The organism is Polaribacter sp. YIW18, assembly GCF_057219325.1.
On record NZ_JBXVVE010000005.1, the window covers coordinates 41,309 to 60,954 of the forward strand.

A 19,646-nucleotide genomic window follows, 5' to 3' on the forward strand; every position below is an offset into this window, starting at 1 on the left:
CTAGTCTGTTTTTTTTAATCTTAAATGGCTTTTTATACTTTAGAAAAAAAGCTTTACATCTATTTTACTAGTTCGACTTTTTATAAAGTGAAATATTTAATTCTTTAATGGATGGTACTTGCTTTGCATCAACAATAAATAACCTACATTTTATAGATGTAATGGCATCAAATTGATGACTTTTATTTTTGCCACAATTTTTTCCTTTTGCAATATCTTTCCATTCATCATTTTCCCAATATTGTATTTTATAAGAAGTGATATTATTGTCAAATTCATCAACAACAACCTGATTAAAAGTTTGTGGTTTTATCCATTCTACTTCTAAATATTGATTTTTAGTTTCGGTAGCCAACCAACGTGTTTGGTCATCTTCATCATTTACTCTAAAAGCTTCAAAAACAGGTAGTTTTTCAGTTTTAATAAACATCGATGACGCATTCATTCTGCCTAATTTAGCTAAGTTTTTTAAATCTTCTAAAGGTTCTGGAAATTGGGTTACAGGCAATTCATCTACCTTAAAATTGTAAACTCCAGAAGTAACCTTATAAATTACATAATTACCAACAGCTTTACTTTTTTCTGTTCCTACAAAAGTAATTCCTTCTGCATTTTCAGCCAATACACCACTTTCTTGAATTCCGTCTTTACTAGTTGCTGGTACATATACTTTTGCGGTTGTATTCACAGGAACTTCAATATGAAATGTTGCACCTTTCTCTTCTTTTTCCCAGTTTACAACTACGTTTCCATACATGGATTCATAGCTTGTATTTGCAAAGGTTAAATCACCAACTGGCGCTGGTTTGATCATCATATTTTGCATTCCTAATTGGTCTGGATTTGGTCGAATTCCACCAAAACCTTTGATAAAATAGCCACCAATTCCTGTATAACACGTATGGATTTGGCTGTTACCAATTGCTGACCAACGTTCTGGCCAAACGGTTTTACCTTGTTCTAAAAAATACCCATAACTAGGGTGATGTTTATCTCTCAACAACTCATAAATTAAATCCATACGCTCTCCAGATTCCGTAAAATAACGCGTGTATAAGGCTTGTCCAGAGCTTCCTGTATCATAATATGGAAATTTATACAAGACATTATCTGTTAAACTGGCTTCTACTTTTTCTATTTCAGAGTCTGGTGTCACACCAGATACTAAGGCAAACGCTTGATCCACCTGATACCCCTTTAAATATTTACCAGTTTCAGGATTATAAGATAGTTTATGGGTTGCTTCCTGCTGAATTTTTAGTCTGTCTTTATAAATTTTAGCGTCTTCCGTTTTATCTAATTCGGTTGCAATGTGCATCGCATTTTCTAACATAAAAGCATACAAACAATTGTTAAAATGTGCTGCGTCTGGAGAGTTACTACTGGTCCAGAAGTTACCACGTGGCGTACACCAATCTCCTAAACCTGGCATTTCTCTTTTGCCTTGTTCTCCAATTATTAAAGCACCACCAGTATTAGAATTTGAGTGCTCGTACAACCAAGTCATCCATTTTTGCATGGATTGGTAATTATCTTCTAACACTTTTTTATCACCTAACATTCTGTAGGTTTCCCAAACCGTTAATGGATTGTTGGCTTTCCACATTAAAAACGGACGGTCTTCTTCGTTTATAACGGCTCTAGTTTGACCATCTGATAATTGTGCATCTCTGGTATATTGTAAATACTGATCCATGTAAGCACCACTTTCAAAATTTGGTAAGGCATCACCATACATAGCAGCCACTGTAACTTCTCCCCAACCTCGACGTTCACGATGTGGACAATCTACCAAAATACCATCCATTGTATTCGCTAAATAGGTATTTAAATTGACTTGGTAAATTTGGTTTAATAATGAACTTGAAGATTCGAACTTGCTAATTTGTTTTCTATTATTAGTTACAACATAACCTTTTACATCATATAGTTTAGGTTGATATTTTAGACCATAGACCGTAATCCATCTACCACCAGCAACATTAAAACGATTTTGAAATTTACCTTTTCCTGATTTTCCAAAAACGTATTTACTCTTCTGATTCCAGCTAGAAGTTTGCCCAAGTTGATCACTTATTTCAATAAAAATTTCGTCTCCTTCCTTACCATTATACAATTCCATTTCAAAAAAGCCGGTATAATTTTCTCCCATATCTATAATGCAACTACCGTCTTTATTGTATCTTATACTCTTAGGTCTTATTTCTTTAAATTTTACTTGAGGCTCTACCATTTGAGCACTTAGTTTTGCTTTTATAGGGCTATACAATGCGCGTACTTCTCTATCTTTTCTGCTATTTAATGCAAAACTGATGTTATTGCCTTCTGGAATTTTCGCGTTCAATTCTTCGTGATTGTAAACACTTGCGTTCATCCAGTTACTATCATCATATTCTGGTATATTCCAATCGTCTTCGCGTTTGCTATCGTCAATAGTTTCTCCACCAAAACGCAAAATATCCCAGTCTCCATAATATTCTGAATGACTTTTTTTGGTTTTCCAACTGGTATCTGTTTTTAAAGTGATTTGTTCTACTCCTGATACAATTTCGGCTTGTGCTTTAAACACAAAAGGCACCATTCTATATTCTCTTATTCGTTTCCAACGCGCCCAACCTGCAGCGTGCCAAATGGCAATAACATTGTCTCCTTTTTTTAGTTTATCAGCGATATCATATGTTAAGTATGGAATTCTCTTCTTCATATAAGAAGACACAGGATTCATCACATTATCTGTAATTTTTTCTCCGTTTACATACAATTCGTGATAGCCAAAAGACCCAACAAAAACAAATGCAGATTCAGCTGATTCTTTTAATTCGAAATTCTTTCGATACCAGTTATGGTCAGTTTTTTCTTGATCTTCCTTTAATATCCAATCGCCTTTCCAATCGGACTGTTTTAATAATCCCATAGAAAATTTTCCATAATCACTCCAGTTTGAAGCATTACCCTCTTTATCCCAAACTTTTACTTTCCAGAAATACGCTTTTGCAGATTGCAATCCATTACCAGCATAAGTAACATTTACAGATTGATTAGAGTCTACTCTACCAGAATCCCAAACATCGCCAGTATTATTTTTTAAATTTTCTAAACTACTAGCAACTAAAACTTGATAAGTGGTTTGTTTTTGTCCTCTGGTTTGATTGTCTTCTGTGAGTTTCCAACTTAATCTAGGACTTGTATTATCAATCCCTAAAGGATTCATGCGATACTCGCAACGTAAATCTGTAATAGAAATATGGGGATTTTTGGTTTGACAGCTCGTTAGCAAAACAAATATGATTGCTAAAAAACTTAATTTAGTATTAAAACAAAACATTTTAAAATTTAAACTTTTTTCCATAAGTATATTATTCATTTTTAAAAACAGACTTCAATGACTCTATTATAATTCAATTTGATAACTATATTTTCCTGACTTAACTTTATACTTTACATTAGGCAAAATAACTTGTGCACTACAATTAACAGGAACTTCTATTTTATATTCGTAAGCATTATTTGAAACCTTTTTCCATTCCGCTTTTATTTCTCCGTGAATAGAATTGTAACTAGCTTTTGCAAAATCCATTGCTTTTATAAAGTTTGGTTTTAAGATGATATTTTGAAACCCAGGATTGGATTCATCTACATTAATACCTACCATGTGTCTGTAAAAGAAATTATCTACAGCACCCATAAAATGATGAATGTTTGAAGCCGTGAATTTATAACCTTCTGGCAATGTTGTAGCTCCATTTTTTATCATCCACCCAAAAGATGGCCATTCTTCATTTACAACTACCTTATGCATCATATCTGCATAACCATTTTTGGGTAAATATTCATAAGCAGAATGCACAGTAAATACACCACCCCATAAATGATGGTCTTTCTCTTTTACAATATTATTTACTACCTTTTTTTCTAATTGTTCTCTATATTTTTCTGGTACAATGCCGTAATTTAATGCCAAGATATTTACAACAGGTAAAAATTCATGAAATGGTTTTAACCCTACATATTCTACTTTTTCTTCATCAAAAGCCCATTTTTGTAAACCTTTATGAATACGTTTTACTTGTTCTTCTAATCGCTTTTTATCTTTCTTTTTTCCTAGTTTATCAGCCATATAAGCCATACGTTTTAATACTAAATAAAAGTTCATAGAGGCAATTACTTCATTTCCTCCAGGTTTACCTCGTCCTTTATAGGTAGCATCATAAGGCGTAACCCAATCATTAAAGCGTTCTTTAAACATACCGTCTTTTTCGGGAATATTATTGAACTCCCAAGAGCGTTTTATAAAAAGCATCATTTTATCCCAATACAAATCAAACAAACGTGTATCGTTATAATATTGGTACATATACCAAGGAATATGAATTCCTGCAGATGACCACAAACTCGATTTTCCTGGACCATAATAATTGGCAGGAACTATTGCAGGAATTCCACCAAATTTATCTTGTCCATCAAAAATATCTCTTGTAAACTTTGTCATTAGTGCAGCTAAATCGTAATTAGCCATACCAAATTCCATTCCTGTAACAGCATCACCCAGCCATCCGTTTTTTTCACGATGTGGACAATCTGTAGGGATACTATGTAAATTAAAAATCAAAGATTTTCTACAGATGTCGTGTACTGAATTTACGGTTTTGTCAGAGGATTCAAAATATCCCACTCTTGGTACATCAGAATGCACATATTTTACTTCTACATCCTCTAATTTAAACTTTAGTTTACTAAAACTTTTTACTTTGATATAGCGAAAAGCTTTATATGAAAAGCGACATTCGGCATACTCCACACCACCACCTTTACAAACGTAGGCCATTTGCTGAAGTCCTCCTGGTTGGCTTACTGTAATAGGATCTTCATTTTCTCCAAAATAAATAGTAATACGTTGGCCCTTTTTAGCATTTTTGATGCGTAAACGTACCCAACCAGACATATTTGTACCTACATCAAACCATTGGCCTCTGCTTGAATTTTTTGTAGCTATTGGATGAAATGTTTTGGTAACACGAATAGGCTCGTTCATTTGAGAAACCAATTCTCCTCCAGGATGTGGTGCTGGGTTTACATTATTCCAACTAGAATCATCTAAACCAGCTTTACTCCAATCCTCAATTTCTTTAGTAGCATCATAAATTTCGCCCATGTGTGGACCATCATAAACTACAGGACCGCCTGTGACTTTCCAGCTTAAATCGCTAACAATATCTTTTGTAGTTCCGTCTTCATATTCAACTTTAATGCGACATATTAATTTTGGCTGACCAATCCAACCATTTTTTTTATAAAATCCCCAATGATCGTAAGCCATCATTCCATAAAAACCACGCCCTAACATTACACCAGCCATATTTTCGCCATCTTTTACCTCTTTTGTAATGTCGTGTGTGGCATATAAAATTGTTTTGCGATAATCTGTCCAACCAGGATCTAAAACAGAGTTTCCTGTTTTTTTACCATTGATATACAACTCATAATATCCAATTCCGCTAATATATGCTTTAGCACTTTTAACCTTCTTTTTTACATTAAAGCCTTTACGTAAGAGTGGTGCTGCATCGTGTTTTTTTTCATCAAAGAAATGATATCGTTCAAACATATTTAAATGGGCTCCAAAATAACTTGGCAATTGAAACTCGATGGCTTTGGATTCAACTTCCTTTTTTCGCCACCATTCAGTTGCCCACTCATCTTGCTTTTTCCAGGCAATCCATTGTGCTCCTTTCCAATCGTTTTCTTTAAATAAACCTGTTGAAAAAGTAGCTGTTTTGCTCCATTTTGAAACGGTATTATTTTTATCCCAAACTCTTACTTTCCAATAATATTGAGATGCTGATTTTAATGGTATCCCTTGATATTCTATTTGAGTAGATTGACTGCTTTTTACTTTTTTAGAATGGAAAACGTCTCCTAAATTCTTTTCTATTTTTTCTTTTGAAGTAGCAACTATTATTTGATAAGCTTTTTGAAACTGACCAGATTCTTCAGACTTTAGTTTCCAAAAAAAACGAGGTTGTTTAACATCAACACCTTCAGGGTTTGATCGATATTCTAATTTTAAATCGTATGGTATTATTTGCGCAAATACATTTTGCATGCTAATGCATGCCAATATTGTAAGAACTATAATTTTGATATGCTTTTTCATCTAATTTGCTATTTCTTAATGTACTTCTATAAAAACTAGTCCGTAATCTTCAAATTATCAAAAAGGTTTTCATCGTACGAACTTGCTAACATAGTGTAACCTGAAGTCTGCTTATGTGACACACTTAATAACGAATCTCCATCAACAAAGGCTTCTATATTTTCATTTTGAAATTTAAGTTTAAGATTATGCCATTGATTACCATCAAAACTGGCTAAAACACCATTTTTAATAACTTTTTTATCAAAAATCAGTTTCCAATGTCCATTCTTTGCTACCTGAAAACGATAGCCTTTTAAATAACTCCCCTTTACACGACCTCCTAATTCTACATTACCACCTTCAATAAACACATCTACGCTACATGTATAATTTTTCCAATTAACATCACCTATTAAGGTATTTGGTTTTATATTAGAACGTCGATATACTCGCATCCAATCGTAACCTTGTTCAGGTACAATTTGCTTTAAACATTGAGAACCATCTTCTTTTAATGCAATTTCAAAACTCCCTGTTTGATCTGAATGGTATTTAGGTAAATCTCCTAATTTTCGATCTTCGTAGTCCTCATAATATGGAAAAGGAAATGGTTCTTCTTTAGGAATTTCATAAGTCCCTTTTTGCTGACCAGAAGTCGTGGTTAAAGAGTAAATACTTTGCGTATCTAATGAAACTTTTATCATTCCATCTTTCGGAACAATATTTTCTTGCTTTACAAATTGTTCATTTTCGTTAGACTTCCAAACACTAATCGTATCTAAAGAGAATCCTTCTCCTATTTTAACCTCAATGTCTTCTTGCTTTTCAGTACAAATAATCATACTCCAATTAGCGCTATTCTTTTCCTTTAGGGTAACACAGCTTCCTTTGTAAGTACTTTTATCAAAGAGCCCACATGCACTATCTAGGTATTGCCAACTATTAGGTTCGGCAAACTGCGTAGTATGCGCTGTAGCCCAAATAGTTGGCCAAACTTCATAATAACCACTCCACGGACTATTGGCTTTCATGGCACCAGCTTTATCCCAAGTTACCGATTCATAAATAGAGCCAATAGGTGCCCAAATTAATGTTTTGGTAATTCGGTCACGGATGTAAAACTTATTATAAACACGTGCTAAATTTAACGCTCCTGCGCCTCTCCAGTCTTTTCCTGTCCAGCTCCAATCTTCACTAGCCCATAATGGTTTACCTGTGTTTTTTGCTTTTTCAGTTGTTGGTCTACCACGACCATCTACCATATTTTCGGTGAACTCCCTACCTGTTACATAGTGGTAGCCTACAGCCTCAACAATAGTGTCAAAAGCTTTATCATTTTCAAATTCGTCGAATATTTTCCAGTCGCCACTATTGTCATCAGGTCCTTGAATTTTCACATTCTGATAACCCCTACTGTTCAATAATGGACGCACTTGATTCACTAACCAATCACGATTTGTATAATTCTCGTTCTCTGCAGCAGCTACCCAGTCAATATCTAAACCCCATTGTTTTTTAGCTACATCCAGAAAGCTAACAAAATATGCTGCTGATTCCTGCGTAAAAATGTTAGGTTTCAAATATGCCGGAAAACTCCAAGGTAAATATTCAAGAATTACTTCCGAATTTCTATTTTTAGCCTCTTTCATCAACCAAAATTCATAACCGCGAGATACTGGTTTTTTTAACTCCTCTCGTGTAATCGCATGTGAAGGTTCTGATCCGCAAGTAGAGTTTTCGCCTCCACCCATTTCTACTTTTAGATGCTGAAAACCAGCACCAAATTTAGGCTTGAACAAAAGGTCGAGTATTTGACCTCGAACTGGATCTTCATAATCGTACAATAAATCAGAAGAAGCACCTGCACTTACCCCTCCAATACCTTCGAAAACTCGACCTGAGTCATTTTTATCTAAGATAATTTTTACAACCCCATTGAGCTTTGTGAATACATGTGGTTGGAATGGTTTTTCTGGGTTTTGAATTTCACCCATCTCGAACCAAGAAGGTTCGCTATGAGCTACTCCGCGATTATTACCCCAAACCGTTACCTTCCAGTAAATTCTCTGACCAGATTTGAGAGGTGCTCCACAATATTTAAATGGACCAGTTTCTGAAGTACTGGTTGGTCCTGTATCCCAAATATCTGGGTATTTAAGTTTTTCAATTGATGTAGCCATCATAATACGATATCCTCCTTGTATAGGGCTCTTTTCATTTCCAATATATGCCCAACTAAAAGTGGGATTTGTATCTACTATACCAGATGGATTTACTTGACCATTACATTTTAAATCCTTAACATTAATACCATATGTTAGAAAACAAAAAAACAAAAGGCAAAATAAAATCGAATTCTGGTAATAATTTGTTGGCTTAGTCATATTTTCAATTATTGAATAGTTATTACATATTTGCCCGAATTTAATTCGAACTTATTACTTTTAACTTTTTTATTATTTAGTTTGATTTGTTTTGATGTATACATTGGTAATTGAACCAAAGCAGTTGTATTTTCTGGAATTGTAACGGACCAAGTTATTTTACCTTCGTTCTTTTTCCAATTGCTTTCTATTTTTCCTTGTGATGATTTATAAGACACCTCACACCATTCTAAACCTTCTAAAAAAGTTGGCTTTAAATAAAACTTTTTAAATCCTGGATGGTTTTCATCTGGACGAATCCCTCCTAAACTCTCATGAAAACTAGCAGCAAAACCACTATTCATAGGGTGATTAAAAGAATTACGATAATAGCGTTTTGATTTATCCCAATTGGCAACCAATTCTGGCCAAGTGCTTAAATTATGTTCCTCAGTCACGAAACCTAAACTAGGATAATCTGTAATTTTCCATAAGTGTTGGGTTACTTCACTATGCCCAAAATCATTTAGCATTGTATACAAAGCACGATGTCCAAAAATTCCTGTGGTAAAATGTCCATCTTTATCTTTCATAATAAGTTGCGCCAAATTATCTGCAACTAGTTGCTTTTTCTTTTCAGGAACTAATTCTGAATATAATGCAAATGCATTTCCAGTTTGCGAGCCGTAAGAATTGGTTTCTTCATTAAAAAATTCATTATGAAAAGCTTTTTTAACAAACTGTACTTTTTTGGCGTATTCAACAGCAACTTGGTCTTTATTTAATAAAATTGCCATTTTTTGCATCGCTACTAAAGATTGATAATACAATGCTGTTGATGTTAGTGCTGGTGGAGTATCCATATTTGGATTTCCTCCAGGAGGACACCAATCTCCATAACCGCCATTTATAATGCCTTTTTCTTGTACCTTTTCATCTAAATACGCCATCCAACCTTGCATCATATTCCAAGATTTTTTCACAATAGCTGTATCGCCATAATAAACATAAGAAAAATAAGGAATCATTACTGTGGCTGCACCCCAATCTGGTCTTGCTTGCAAGTTCAAACGTTTACCAACAGACACATTTGCAGGCGCTCTTTTATCATAAGGAAAAGGATCTTTAAAATGTGCTTTAGAAACGCCCAAGACGGTTTGCATATCGTCTGCCGTTTTTTGCCATAGACGTTGTAAATCAAAATTAAAACTTGCTGCTTCTGCAACTACATAGGCATCCCCCATCCATGCACAACGTTCTCTATGGGGACAATCACTTAACAAACCTTGAATATTATCTTCTATGGTTAACATAGAAGTTTCGTAGAATTTATTAATCTGTGAATTAGAACATTTAAACGTTCCTATTCTTTCCACATCAGAACGAACCAACCAACCTGTAAATTGATCTAGTGTTGGTTTCTTTTGTAAACCTTCTATTTGAACGTATTGAAAACCGTGATACGTAAAACGAGGCTCCCAAGTCTCAACGCCATCACCTTTAGCAATATATATATCTGTTTGCGTATTTCCGGTAACGTGAATGCCTGTTGAAGCTGGATCTATATTTTGTTTATCGGGCATTAAATGCTCTGAAAAACGCATTTTAATTTCTGTGTCTTCATTTTCTTGAACCCTTATTTGCAACCAACCTGTCATATTTTTCCCCATATCAATTATCCAACCTTTTTCTGCTGGTAAAATTGCGACTGGTACAATTTTTCTAACTTTTCGCATTGGTTCCAGTTGTTGCTCCAATAAGTTAGTAGTTGGTGCTTTCATTAGCTCTACAGAATTCCAAGTAGTATCTGTGTAATTAGAACTAGACCAATTTTTAATTTCCTTTCTGGCATCATAAGTTTCTCCGTGAAAAATATTATCAAAAAGAATAGGACTGTTATGTGCTTTCCAACTTTTATCGGTTACAATTTGTTCTGATGTACCATCTTTATAATTTATATCAAGCACCATAATAGCGCGTGGTTTTCCATAAGCAAGTCCAGACCAAAAGGCAATATTTTGCGCATAAAAACCATTGCCCAACATAATTCCTAATCCGTTATTTTCTTTTAAAAGTTTTGTAACATTATGACGCACAAAAAAAGCGCGTTTATCATAAGACGTTTGTGCAGGATCTAGCACTCTGTCTCCAACTTTATTTCCATTAAGATGTAATTCATACAATCCTAAACCACAAATTATAATTTCTGCAAATGCAATTTCTTTGGTTATCTCAAATGTTTTTCTAAGTAATACTGATGGATGTGCTTTACGTTTTACAGCTTTCAACTCTTTTAAAGTTGGTTGCCAAGTATTGATATCCATTGGAGGCTGATTTCTAACAAAATCTCTTGTAGACCATTTTTCTGGACGGTCGTCTTTTGTGTAACCTATCCAATCAGCCTTATCCCAACTGATAGTAGATTCTTTGGATTGACCGAAAGTATCTTTAGTTGATATTATAAAAGACACTAAAATTAAAAGGACTTTAAGTTTCATTAGATAGTTTATGCTCTATTTTTTATTTATTTCTTATAAATCTGAAATTCAGAAATCATTGGTTTTTGCTTTGCTTCTAATATCATCAACCTACATTTTGATGCTGTAACTGCTTCAAAATTGTGTATTTTTTTAGCTCCACAAGATGTTCCATTTACAACATCTTCCCATTTACCGTTTTCAAAATATTGAATGGTATAATTTGAAATATTACTTCCTTCTTCCTGAAGTAAAATGGCATTAAAGGTTTGTGGTTTAAACCATTCTATTTCTATCCATTCATTTGATGTAGATTTTGATTTCCAATGGGTTTCTAGATTTTCGTCATTCGCTCTAAAAGCTTCAAAAACAGGTAATTTTTCTGATTGAATGGTCATTGAAGAGGCATTCATACGCCCGATTAATGCTAAATTGTCTGGTTTATTTATGGGATTAGGATAATTTACTTTTGGTAATTCTGAAACTTTAAAATTATAGACTCCCGAACCTACTTCGTAGATAATATAATTCCCTACTGCATCACTTTTTTCTGAGCCAATATGTGTAACTCCTTTTGATTTTTCTGCTAAACCTTCACCTTCTAAAACAACTTCCTTTTTAGTTGCAGGAATATATACTTTTGCTGATGTATTTACAGGAACTTCAATAGTAAATATGGCACCTTCACCCTCTTTTTTCCAATTTACTTTTATATTACCATACATAGATTGATAACTTGTATTGGCAAATTTTAAATCGCCAACAGGTGAAGGTTTTACTATAAAATGTTGCATACCTAATTTTTCGGCATCTGGACGAATTCCTGCAAACCCTTTTATAAAATAGCCACCAATACCAGTATAACAGGTATGTATTTGACTGTTACCAATAGCAGACCATCGCTCTGGCCAAACCGTTTTTCCTTGTTCGATAAAATAGCCATAACTTGGGTGTCTCTTATCTTTTAATAACTCATAAATCAAGTCCATACGCTCTCCATTTTCTGTAAAATAGCGCGTGTATAATGCTTGACCAGAACTTCCAGTATCGTAATAAGGAAATTTGTAAAGTACTTGGTCTACTAAATTATTGTACACTTTTTCTTTTTCAGCATCTGGAGTAACACCAGAAAGTAATGCAAATGCTTGATTTACTTGATATCCTGGTCCGTACTTTCCTGTACTAGCATCGTAAATATTTTTATGTGTGGCTTTTCGTTGAACCTCTAAACGTTTTTTATAAACTTCAGCATCTTCTGTTTTATCTAATGTTTCTGCTATATGTAAAGCATTCTCTAACATAAACGCATACACGCAATTGTTAAAATGTGCAGATTCTGGCGAGTTGCTAGACGTCCAAAAATTACCTCTAGGCGTACACCAATCGCCTAAACCAGGGAATTCTAAAGAGCCTCGTGTTCCAATTTTTAATGCGCCACCAGTTTCATAATCCGAATGTTCGTATAACCATTGCATCCATTTTTGTAGTGTTGGATAATGGTTTTCTAGTAATTTTTTATCACCTAACATTCTATACGTTTCCCAAATCGTAATCGGGCTGTTTGCCATCCACATTAAGAACTCAAAATCATCACCATTAATTACCGCTCGCATTTTTCCATCCTCAGCTTGTGCATCTTGCATAAACTGTACGTATTGTGTCATATACGCCCCACTTTCAAAGTTGGGTAATGCATCACCATACATAGCAGCTACAGTTACTTCTCCCCAGCCACGACGTTCACGATGAGGACAATCTACCAAAATACCGTCAATCGTATTGGCGATGTACGTATTTAAATTGACTTGATAAATTTGATTTAACAGTTCGCTAGAGCTGTTAAACTGACTGATTTGTTTTCTATCATTGGTAATGACGTAGCCTTTAATATCTTTCAATTCCGGTTTGTAATTAATTCCGCTAATGGTTACCCAGCGACCACCTTCCAAATTAAAACGATTTGTAAAATGCCCTGTTCCTGTGCTATCAAACACATATTTACTACGTTGATTCCAAGACGATTTTACAACTTTACGGTCGGCTATTTTAAACGTAATGGTATCTCCTTCTTTTCCGTTAAATAAATTCATTTCGAAAAAACCAGTATAGTTTTCGCCCATATCAACCACATAGTTTCCTTTTTTGTCTTTTTGAACGCCTATTGGGTTTATTTCTTTATATTTTACTTGTGGCTCCACCATTTGAGCGCTAAGTATTGCTGTAATTTTACTTGTTGGTGGATTTGCATCTGTACTCGGCACCACAATAGCTCCTTTAGGGCCAAGGTTTACATTGGAAACCCCAACTTCTTTTGCGTCATCATTATCAAAAACTACTGCGTTCTGCCAATTAGAATCGTCATAGTTAGCCATATTCCAATCTTCCTCTCGAAGACGTTCATCTATAATTTCTCCACCAAAATCTTTAATATCCCAACGTCCAACATAGGCGCTATAGCTTTTTTTACATTTCCAAGAAGCATCAGTATTTAATATTATATTTTTATCACCAATATTGATATCAGCCTGTGCTTTAAAAACAAAAGGAGCATCGTAATATGCTTTTACTCTTCCCCAACGCGCCCATCCTGCAGCATGCCAAATTCCAATGACATTATCTCCTTTTTTTAGGTGTTTTTTGATATCATAAGTTAAATAAGGCAAGCGTTTTTTTACAAAAGAATATACTGGATTCATTACAGCATTACTTACTTTTTTGCCATTTACATAAACTTCGTGATAACCAAAAGATGCTACATATATAAATGCGGCATTTGGATTATCACCTAAAGAAAAATTCTTTCTGTACCAATTATGATCTTTTTTATTTTGGTCTTTTTTATAAATCCATTCGCCTTTCCAATCGGTTTTATCTAATAAACCCATTGAAAAATTTGCTGATTCACTCCAATTGGAAACTGTACTTGATACATCCCAAGTTTTTACTTTCCAAAAGTATTGCTGTGCAGAGGCCAGATCATTCCCATTGTATTTTACATTAACAGATTGATTGGATTCTATTTTTCCAGAATCCCAAACATCACCAAAATTGTTTTCTATATTCTCTAAAGAACTTGCCACTAAAATTTGATAAGCAGTTTGTTTCTGTCCTCTAGTTTGATTTTTATTTATTAGTTGCCAACTTAATCTTGGAGATGTATTATCAATACCTAAAGGATTTGTGCGGTATTCGCACTTTAAATTTTTTATTTCTACATCAGTAGATGAAGTACAACTAGAAATAAAAATTAACTTAAATGATATAAAAAGGGCATAAATTATTTTAAGTCTAATATTATAAGATTTTTGAGTTTTCATTTTATTAGGTAACCATAAGTTTTTACAATAACAGCAATATTCAAATTATATTTACTAGGTATTTAAAACACCAATGATTTTATAGCTGAAATATCTAGTAAATATATTTTTAATACTACAATTTACTATCCTGTAAAGTACTGGTATCTGGTTTAAAAGTTTAATTAATTGTTAATGTGTAAATTTAAATGATAAAAGTGATTATTTCAATTGACAATTTGATATATTAGTTGCACAAAATGATATGAAAAACGACTATAAAAAATATCTAATTACTTCTAATAAAGATAAATCATGGGGGTTCTACGTAAATAATTTAGGACGAAATGTTATTGGGAAATATGCTGAATACCCATCTATGGATCACCCTGATCAATATATTTTTACTTGGGATAAAGGACGTGTTTTAGATGAATTTCATTTGGTGCTTATTACTAAAGGTGAAGGTGTTTTTGAGAGCAATGCTACTGGAAAAATAAAAGTTTCTGATGGTGATGTGTTTTTATTATTCCCTGATGTTTGGCATCGCTATAAACCTAAAAAAAGTACGGGTTGGACAGAACGTTGGGTTGGTTTTTCGGGAGCTATTGCTAATCAATTTTTATCTAATGGTTTCTTTAATGCTGATGAACCTATTGTTTCTAAATGCAATATACCATCTGTTTTACATCATTTTAATACACTTTTCAAGTTATTTGATAAAGCTACTTATGGCTATCAACATCTGGCTTCCGGAGTTTGCATTCAATTAATGGCAGAATTGCATGCTATTAAAAGTGGTGGTAGCAATTTAGATAATTTAAACTCTATGATATCGCGTGCAAAAAGTATGATGTATAAAAATATAAATGGTTCAATTGACCTCTTAGAAATCGCCTCTAATTTGGGTGTGAGCTATTCTAAATTCAGAATTGATTTTAAAAAACAAACAGGAGTATCGCCTTTGCAATATTATTTACGTTTAAAAATAGAAAAGTCTAAAGAATTGTTATTAAATTCCAAAAAATCTCAGAAGGAAATTGCTTTTGAATTGGGTTTTGAGTCTGAAGTTTACTTTAATAGACTATTTAAAAGAAAAACGGGATGGGCTCCTGGTAAATTTAGAAACTTGAGTAAAGATATCATATAGTATTTTAGATTTTTGATAAAAACAGAGAATTACTTAAAATAACTCTCTGTTTTATATTATTTCTAGCTAACTGTTATCGATAATTCTAACGTTTTATTATCACTTTCAAAAAACAACTCTAAAGGTAATGCCTCAACTCCTGGAACCATATTAAAAGTTCTTTTTCCTTCCATTTCTTTGGTTTTAATTGGCACATTTGCTTTAATTGTTACCAAACCTTCTGGTTTTTGAATGGTAATTTCGTTCTCACTAATATTTGTTACAACTTCACTAGAAGGAGATACTATTGGCAATACAAAAGCCGTTTGTGTTTTAATTTCTTGTTGTGTAGTTACTTTAATTGCTGTTTTATCTGCAATACAATTATAACTAATATTAAATGCAGCAGCAGTTCCTTCAACTTCTTTTCTATCTACATTTTTTAATTTTACGTCAGCGATCAATTCAATCGCTCCATTTTCATCTTTAGAAGCAACTGTTGCTGGCAAATCGTATAAGTTTGTGTACCAAACCTCATCTTTAAAAGTTTCTATTCTTGGTGTTAAACAAATATCCTTATTAGGTTGTACTTGTTGGTTATTTTTTTCAACTAAAGCATATTCTGCCATACTTGCAGCACATAAAAGCCCAACTTTGTTATGATATAAAACTCCTAAAGCACCACCTGATGCTTGACGAAAATCATATTTGTAATGATATTCTGCATCGTAAGCACTTACAGTCCCTCTCCAATCTCCTCTTGCAAAAAGATACACCTCTAAATCTTTAAAGTGTTTTACACCATCTGCGGTTTTTCTAGGCAAACTTGCAGTTGCATTTATTTCTGGTAAATAATCCCAATGGTCTAACAAGGCTGCTAAAGGTTTTGCGTGTGTAAATGTATGGTGTACACAAGGAGGTATTCCTGCCTCAATAAAACCAGGTCCTCCATGAATTAAACCATCTGCTGTACATCGTTGTAATAGTTCTGTATTTTTTACAGCTGCTGTTCCAAAAGCAGGGTTTATATCTGCCATCATTGCAAATGCTGGCTGACTTCCATCACAAGTTCTACTTCCCCAATAACTCCATTTGTACATTCTGTTACCCCAACTATTATCCCAAGCACCATCTGGCAACATAAATTCTAAATGACTATTTAAGGATTTGGTTAAGATTTGTAGTAATTCATCATCTTTCTCCTTTATAGCATACATTACCAAGCTATTTAAAGTTTCTTCTACGTTGTAACCTAAATCTACTCCATGTAAGCCTTTTTCACTTAATTTACTTGAGCTTTTTTTACATTCGCCAAATAACAAACTTTCATTTTCTGTAAAATATGCTTTTACTTCTGAAGCTAATTTTTTACTTTTTACTTTAAAATCATCTCTGTTTACAACACCACCTATTAAATTCAACCCATAAACTGCAGTTCCTGGGTAATTGATATTGGTAAAATCTATGGTAAATGTGTCATAAATATATTGACCCGCTTTTTCTAAACGAACTGTCCATGCTTTGCGTGTTTCTTCATCTAAAACATGCCCATGATAATGCAATGCTTCTGCTAAGGCTATGGCTCCGAAAATTGTAATTCCTTTCCAAGACTTTGGGTTTTTAATTACTGTCCACGCTCCATTTTCTTGAGAGACATTATTTTCTGCCCAAGTCATAACTAATTTAGCACCTTCAACATATTTTTCATCGCCAGTTTTGTCGGCCATATGTAAAAAAGGATATACTGCATCCATACAACGTCCGTGAATATGTGAGCAGGAAGGACATCCCAATGCACCATGAACCTCTAAATTGGATGGATTGTTGATTTGTACTTTTAGCATTCCGTCACTCCAATCTTTTAATAGATCTGTAATCAGGTTTTTAAACTCTAAAGAATGTTCTGGGTGATTGGTACAAGCGTTTAATAATCCTGACATTGGTAGGGTTAAACCAACACCCGCAAATGCTGAAAGTTGAAGAAAGTTACGTCTTTTCATTTGGGTTATATTTTATTTTTTAAACTTATTGATATTGTATTTAAAACCTATCCTGTTTTATCCTGTTTCTTAAAAATAAAAAAACCAAAAGAAAACCTATTTCTTTTGGCTTTGTATAATTTAATGTTATCAAAAGTTTTATTGAATAATTAATTTAGTATGATATATTTTATAATCATTCGTAACAGCTTTTACCATATATAAACCTGGAGTAAACTGATTATTATTTTCAATTTTAAGATTTCCATTTAGTGTAGAACCTTTGTAAATAGTTTTTCCTAAAGTATTATATATAGTAATATTTGCTTTTGAAATATTACTTAATGAAATTGTAAATATATCTTTTGCTGGGTTAGGATATACTTTTAAAGATTTTACATTCAAAACGTTATCTATAATACTTAGAGATTGACTTGTTGGTATTACTTCCCATTTACTTCTATCATCATCTGCAGTAGCAATAGAATGAGTTACAGTGCCATCTGCATTATGATATAAAAATCGTCCTGAAGTTCTTGATTCAAATCGATACGTACCATCTGCTTGGTTATTATAAATTGTCCATGTTTTATCTGTATCAGCAGCTGGTGCATTTTTAGTTGTACTTACTACTACATAAGGTCCTCCTGGACCTACTGCTCCAGGTGCACGTAATATCCCTAAAGTTTCGCTATCAATATTAAAATAAGAACCACTTTCTACAAAAGTCCAATGTGTGTTTGTAGCTTCCCCTGAATCTGTCATAGTAACAGCTGTAGCACTTGTACCAGCATCAGTTAAAAATTTACCTGTTGCAACGTTTCTTAATCTAAAAATATCATCAGATGGTGGTGTATCTCCAGTATCTTTAACCTCTACTTTTTCATATGTTGTATTTGCCCATCTAAACTGAGCTCTACCACCTCTTACTCTATATGCTCCATATCTTATACCTGATTCCAAACCTCTTTCTGGCTCAGGAATATTGTAATTAAAAGCTTCACCACCAATTATAGCATCACAATAATGAATTTTTTTTGTAGCATCATTTGGGTCTTGTCTAAAACCTACTTCTAGTTGAAAATCAACTTCCTCATTTTTATTTACTCTTTTAAGAAAAACAACTTCTCTTCCACTACCTTCTCCACCACGTTCTAAAATACGTTCTGCATAAATATCAAAAGCTACTTGTTTGCCAGCATTGATGCCATCTCCATAAACAGGATGTGCTCTATATAAAAGAATTGCAGGATCATTAGAACCACCACCACCAGAATGTTTTCCTTTGGCCTGTGCTAAATAACTTCCATTTTGACTGAAAGACCCTCCATCTCCAACTTCTAATATTCTAAAAGTTCCGTTAAATCTTGCAAAACTACCCACACCAGTTTCATTAGACCTTGGTAAAGAACGCTCTATTCTTGGTTGTAAACTAGCTCCATCCCAATGGTTAGAACCATCAGTAATATTATAAACACCCCAAGTTTTACCATTAAAACTACTTTCTGAATAGTCTGAGTAACAACTTCTATCATCTGCTGTACCTACATTTACAGAATTTGGTATGTCTACATTTCTAGTATTGTCATTCTGAAATTCACCCGAAGATGGACAACTTAAATCTGTGCTAGTATCTTCATCAGGTGCAATTTCTACTAGAGTTTGTAAATAGGGAATTAGTTTCCAATTACTTCTATCTTCTGTATCTGCTGCTACTGCATGAGTTACTGTCCCATTTTCTTCATGATACAAGAACCTTCCTGTTGTTCTAGAACCAAACCTATAAGTATCATTTGTTTGATTGTGAAATATTGTCCAAGTTTTATCTGTATCTCCAGCAGGTGCAGCTTTAGTTGTACTTACCAATACATAAACACCTCCTGGGCCACTAGCACCTGGTGCACGTAATATTCCTAAAACTTCACTATCTATATTGTAATACGAACCACTTTGAACAAATCTAAAATGAGTACTTACAGCTTCTCCTGAATCTGACATAGTAACAGCTGATGCACTTGTACCAGCATCTGTTAAATATTTTCCTGTAGCAACATTTTGGATTCTAAAAACACCATCAGAAGGGGGGAGTCTTGAGCTATTATAGAAATATTACTTAATGCAAAAACTAAAAATAATATTAATTTAAAAGTATTTTTTATCATGATTTTAATCTTTTTTAATTTTAGTAAATTTCTAAGGTTTTGTCGTTGAAAGTATCCTGAGGCATACTAAATTACAAATTGTTTAACATTTAATTCAATTTTTT

8 protein-coding genes are annotated in these 19,646 nt (G+C 33.5%); 1 reads left to right on the plus strand and 7 read right to left on the minus strand.

Annotation, left to right across the window (positions count from 1 at the left end; all coding sequences use genetic code 11):
- Positions 1-67 precede the first annotated feature (67 nt).
- The 5 genes from AC2D6T_RS06780 to AC2D6T_RS06800 are packed head-to-tail and all read right to left on the minus strand — an operon-like array spanning position 68 to position 14,293.
- Positions 68-3,364: a family 78 glycoside hydrolase catalytic domain gene (locus AC2D6T_RS06780; protein ID WP_484680941.1), complete on the minus strand. Its 3,297-nt coding sequence runs from the start codon at positions 3,362-3,364 to the stop codon at positions 68-70.
- Positions 3,365-3,391: 27 nt separating this feature from the next.
- A complete protein-coding gene (locus AC2D6T_RS06785; RefSeq protein WP_484680942.1) occupies positions 3,392-6,154 on the minus strand; it encodes a family 78 glycoside hydrolase catalytic domain in 2,763 nt (920 codons plus the stop codon).
- A 35-nt stretch (positions 6,155-6,189) separates the two neighbouring features.
- A complete protein-coding gene (locus AC2D6T_RS06790) occupies positions 6,190-8,520 on the minus strand; it encodes a glycoside hydrolase family 78 protein (RefSeq protein ID WP_484680943.1) in 2,331 nt (776 codons plus the stop codon).
- Between the two features lie 8 nt (positions 8,521-8,528).
- Positions 8,529-10,997: a family 78 glycoside hydrolase catalytic domain gene (locus AC2D6T_RS06795; RefSeq protein ID WP_484680944.1), complete on the minus strand. Its 2,469-nt coding sequence runs from the start codon at positions 10,995-10,997 to the stop codon at positions 8,529-8,531.
- A 26-nt stretch (positions 10,998-11,023) separates the two neighbouring features.
- Positions 11,024-14,293, minus strand: coding sequence for a family 78 glycoside hydrolase catalytic domain (locus AC2D6T_RS06800; protein ID WP_484680945.1), 3,270 nt, complete (start codon positions 14,291-14,293; stop codon positions 11,024-11,026).
- A 244-nt stretch (positions 14,294-14,537) separates the two neighbouring features.
- On the opposite strand from AC2D6T_RS06800, the gene AC2D6T_RS06805 reads away from it, so the two are divergent.
- Complete coding sequence (locus AC2D6T_RS06805) at positions 14,538-15,422, plus strand: AraC family transcriptional regulator (protein ID WP_484680946.1); 885 nt, start codon at positions 14,538-14,540, stop codon at positions 15,420-15,422.
- Positions 15,423-15,484: 62 nt separating this feature from the next.
- Here the strand turns inward: AC2D6T_RS06805 and AC2D6T_RS06810 are convergent, their stop codons facing one another.
- Together AC2D6T_RS06810 and AC2D6T_RS06815 are read right to left on the minus strand one after the other, a co-directional pair.
- Entirely contained in the window at positions 15,485-17,401 is a 1,917-nt protein-coding gene (locus AC2D6T_RS06810; RefSeq protein ID WP_484680947.1) for an ulvan lysase-like protein, read from the minus strand.
- Between the two features lie 138 nt (positions 17,402-17,539).
- Positions 17,540-19,441, minus strand: a complete 1,902-nt coding sequence (locus AC2D6T_RS06815; protein WP_484681061.1) for a T9SS type A sorting domain-containing protein — start codon at positions 19,439-19,441, stop codon at positions 17,540-17,542.
- Between the last annotated feature and the right edge of the window lie 205 nt (positions 19,442-19,646).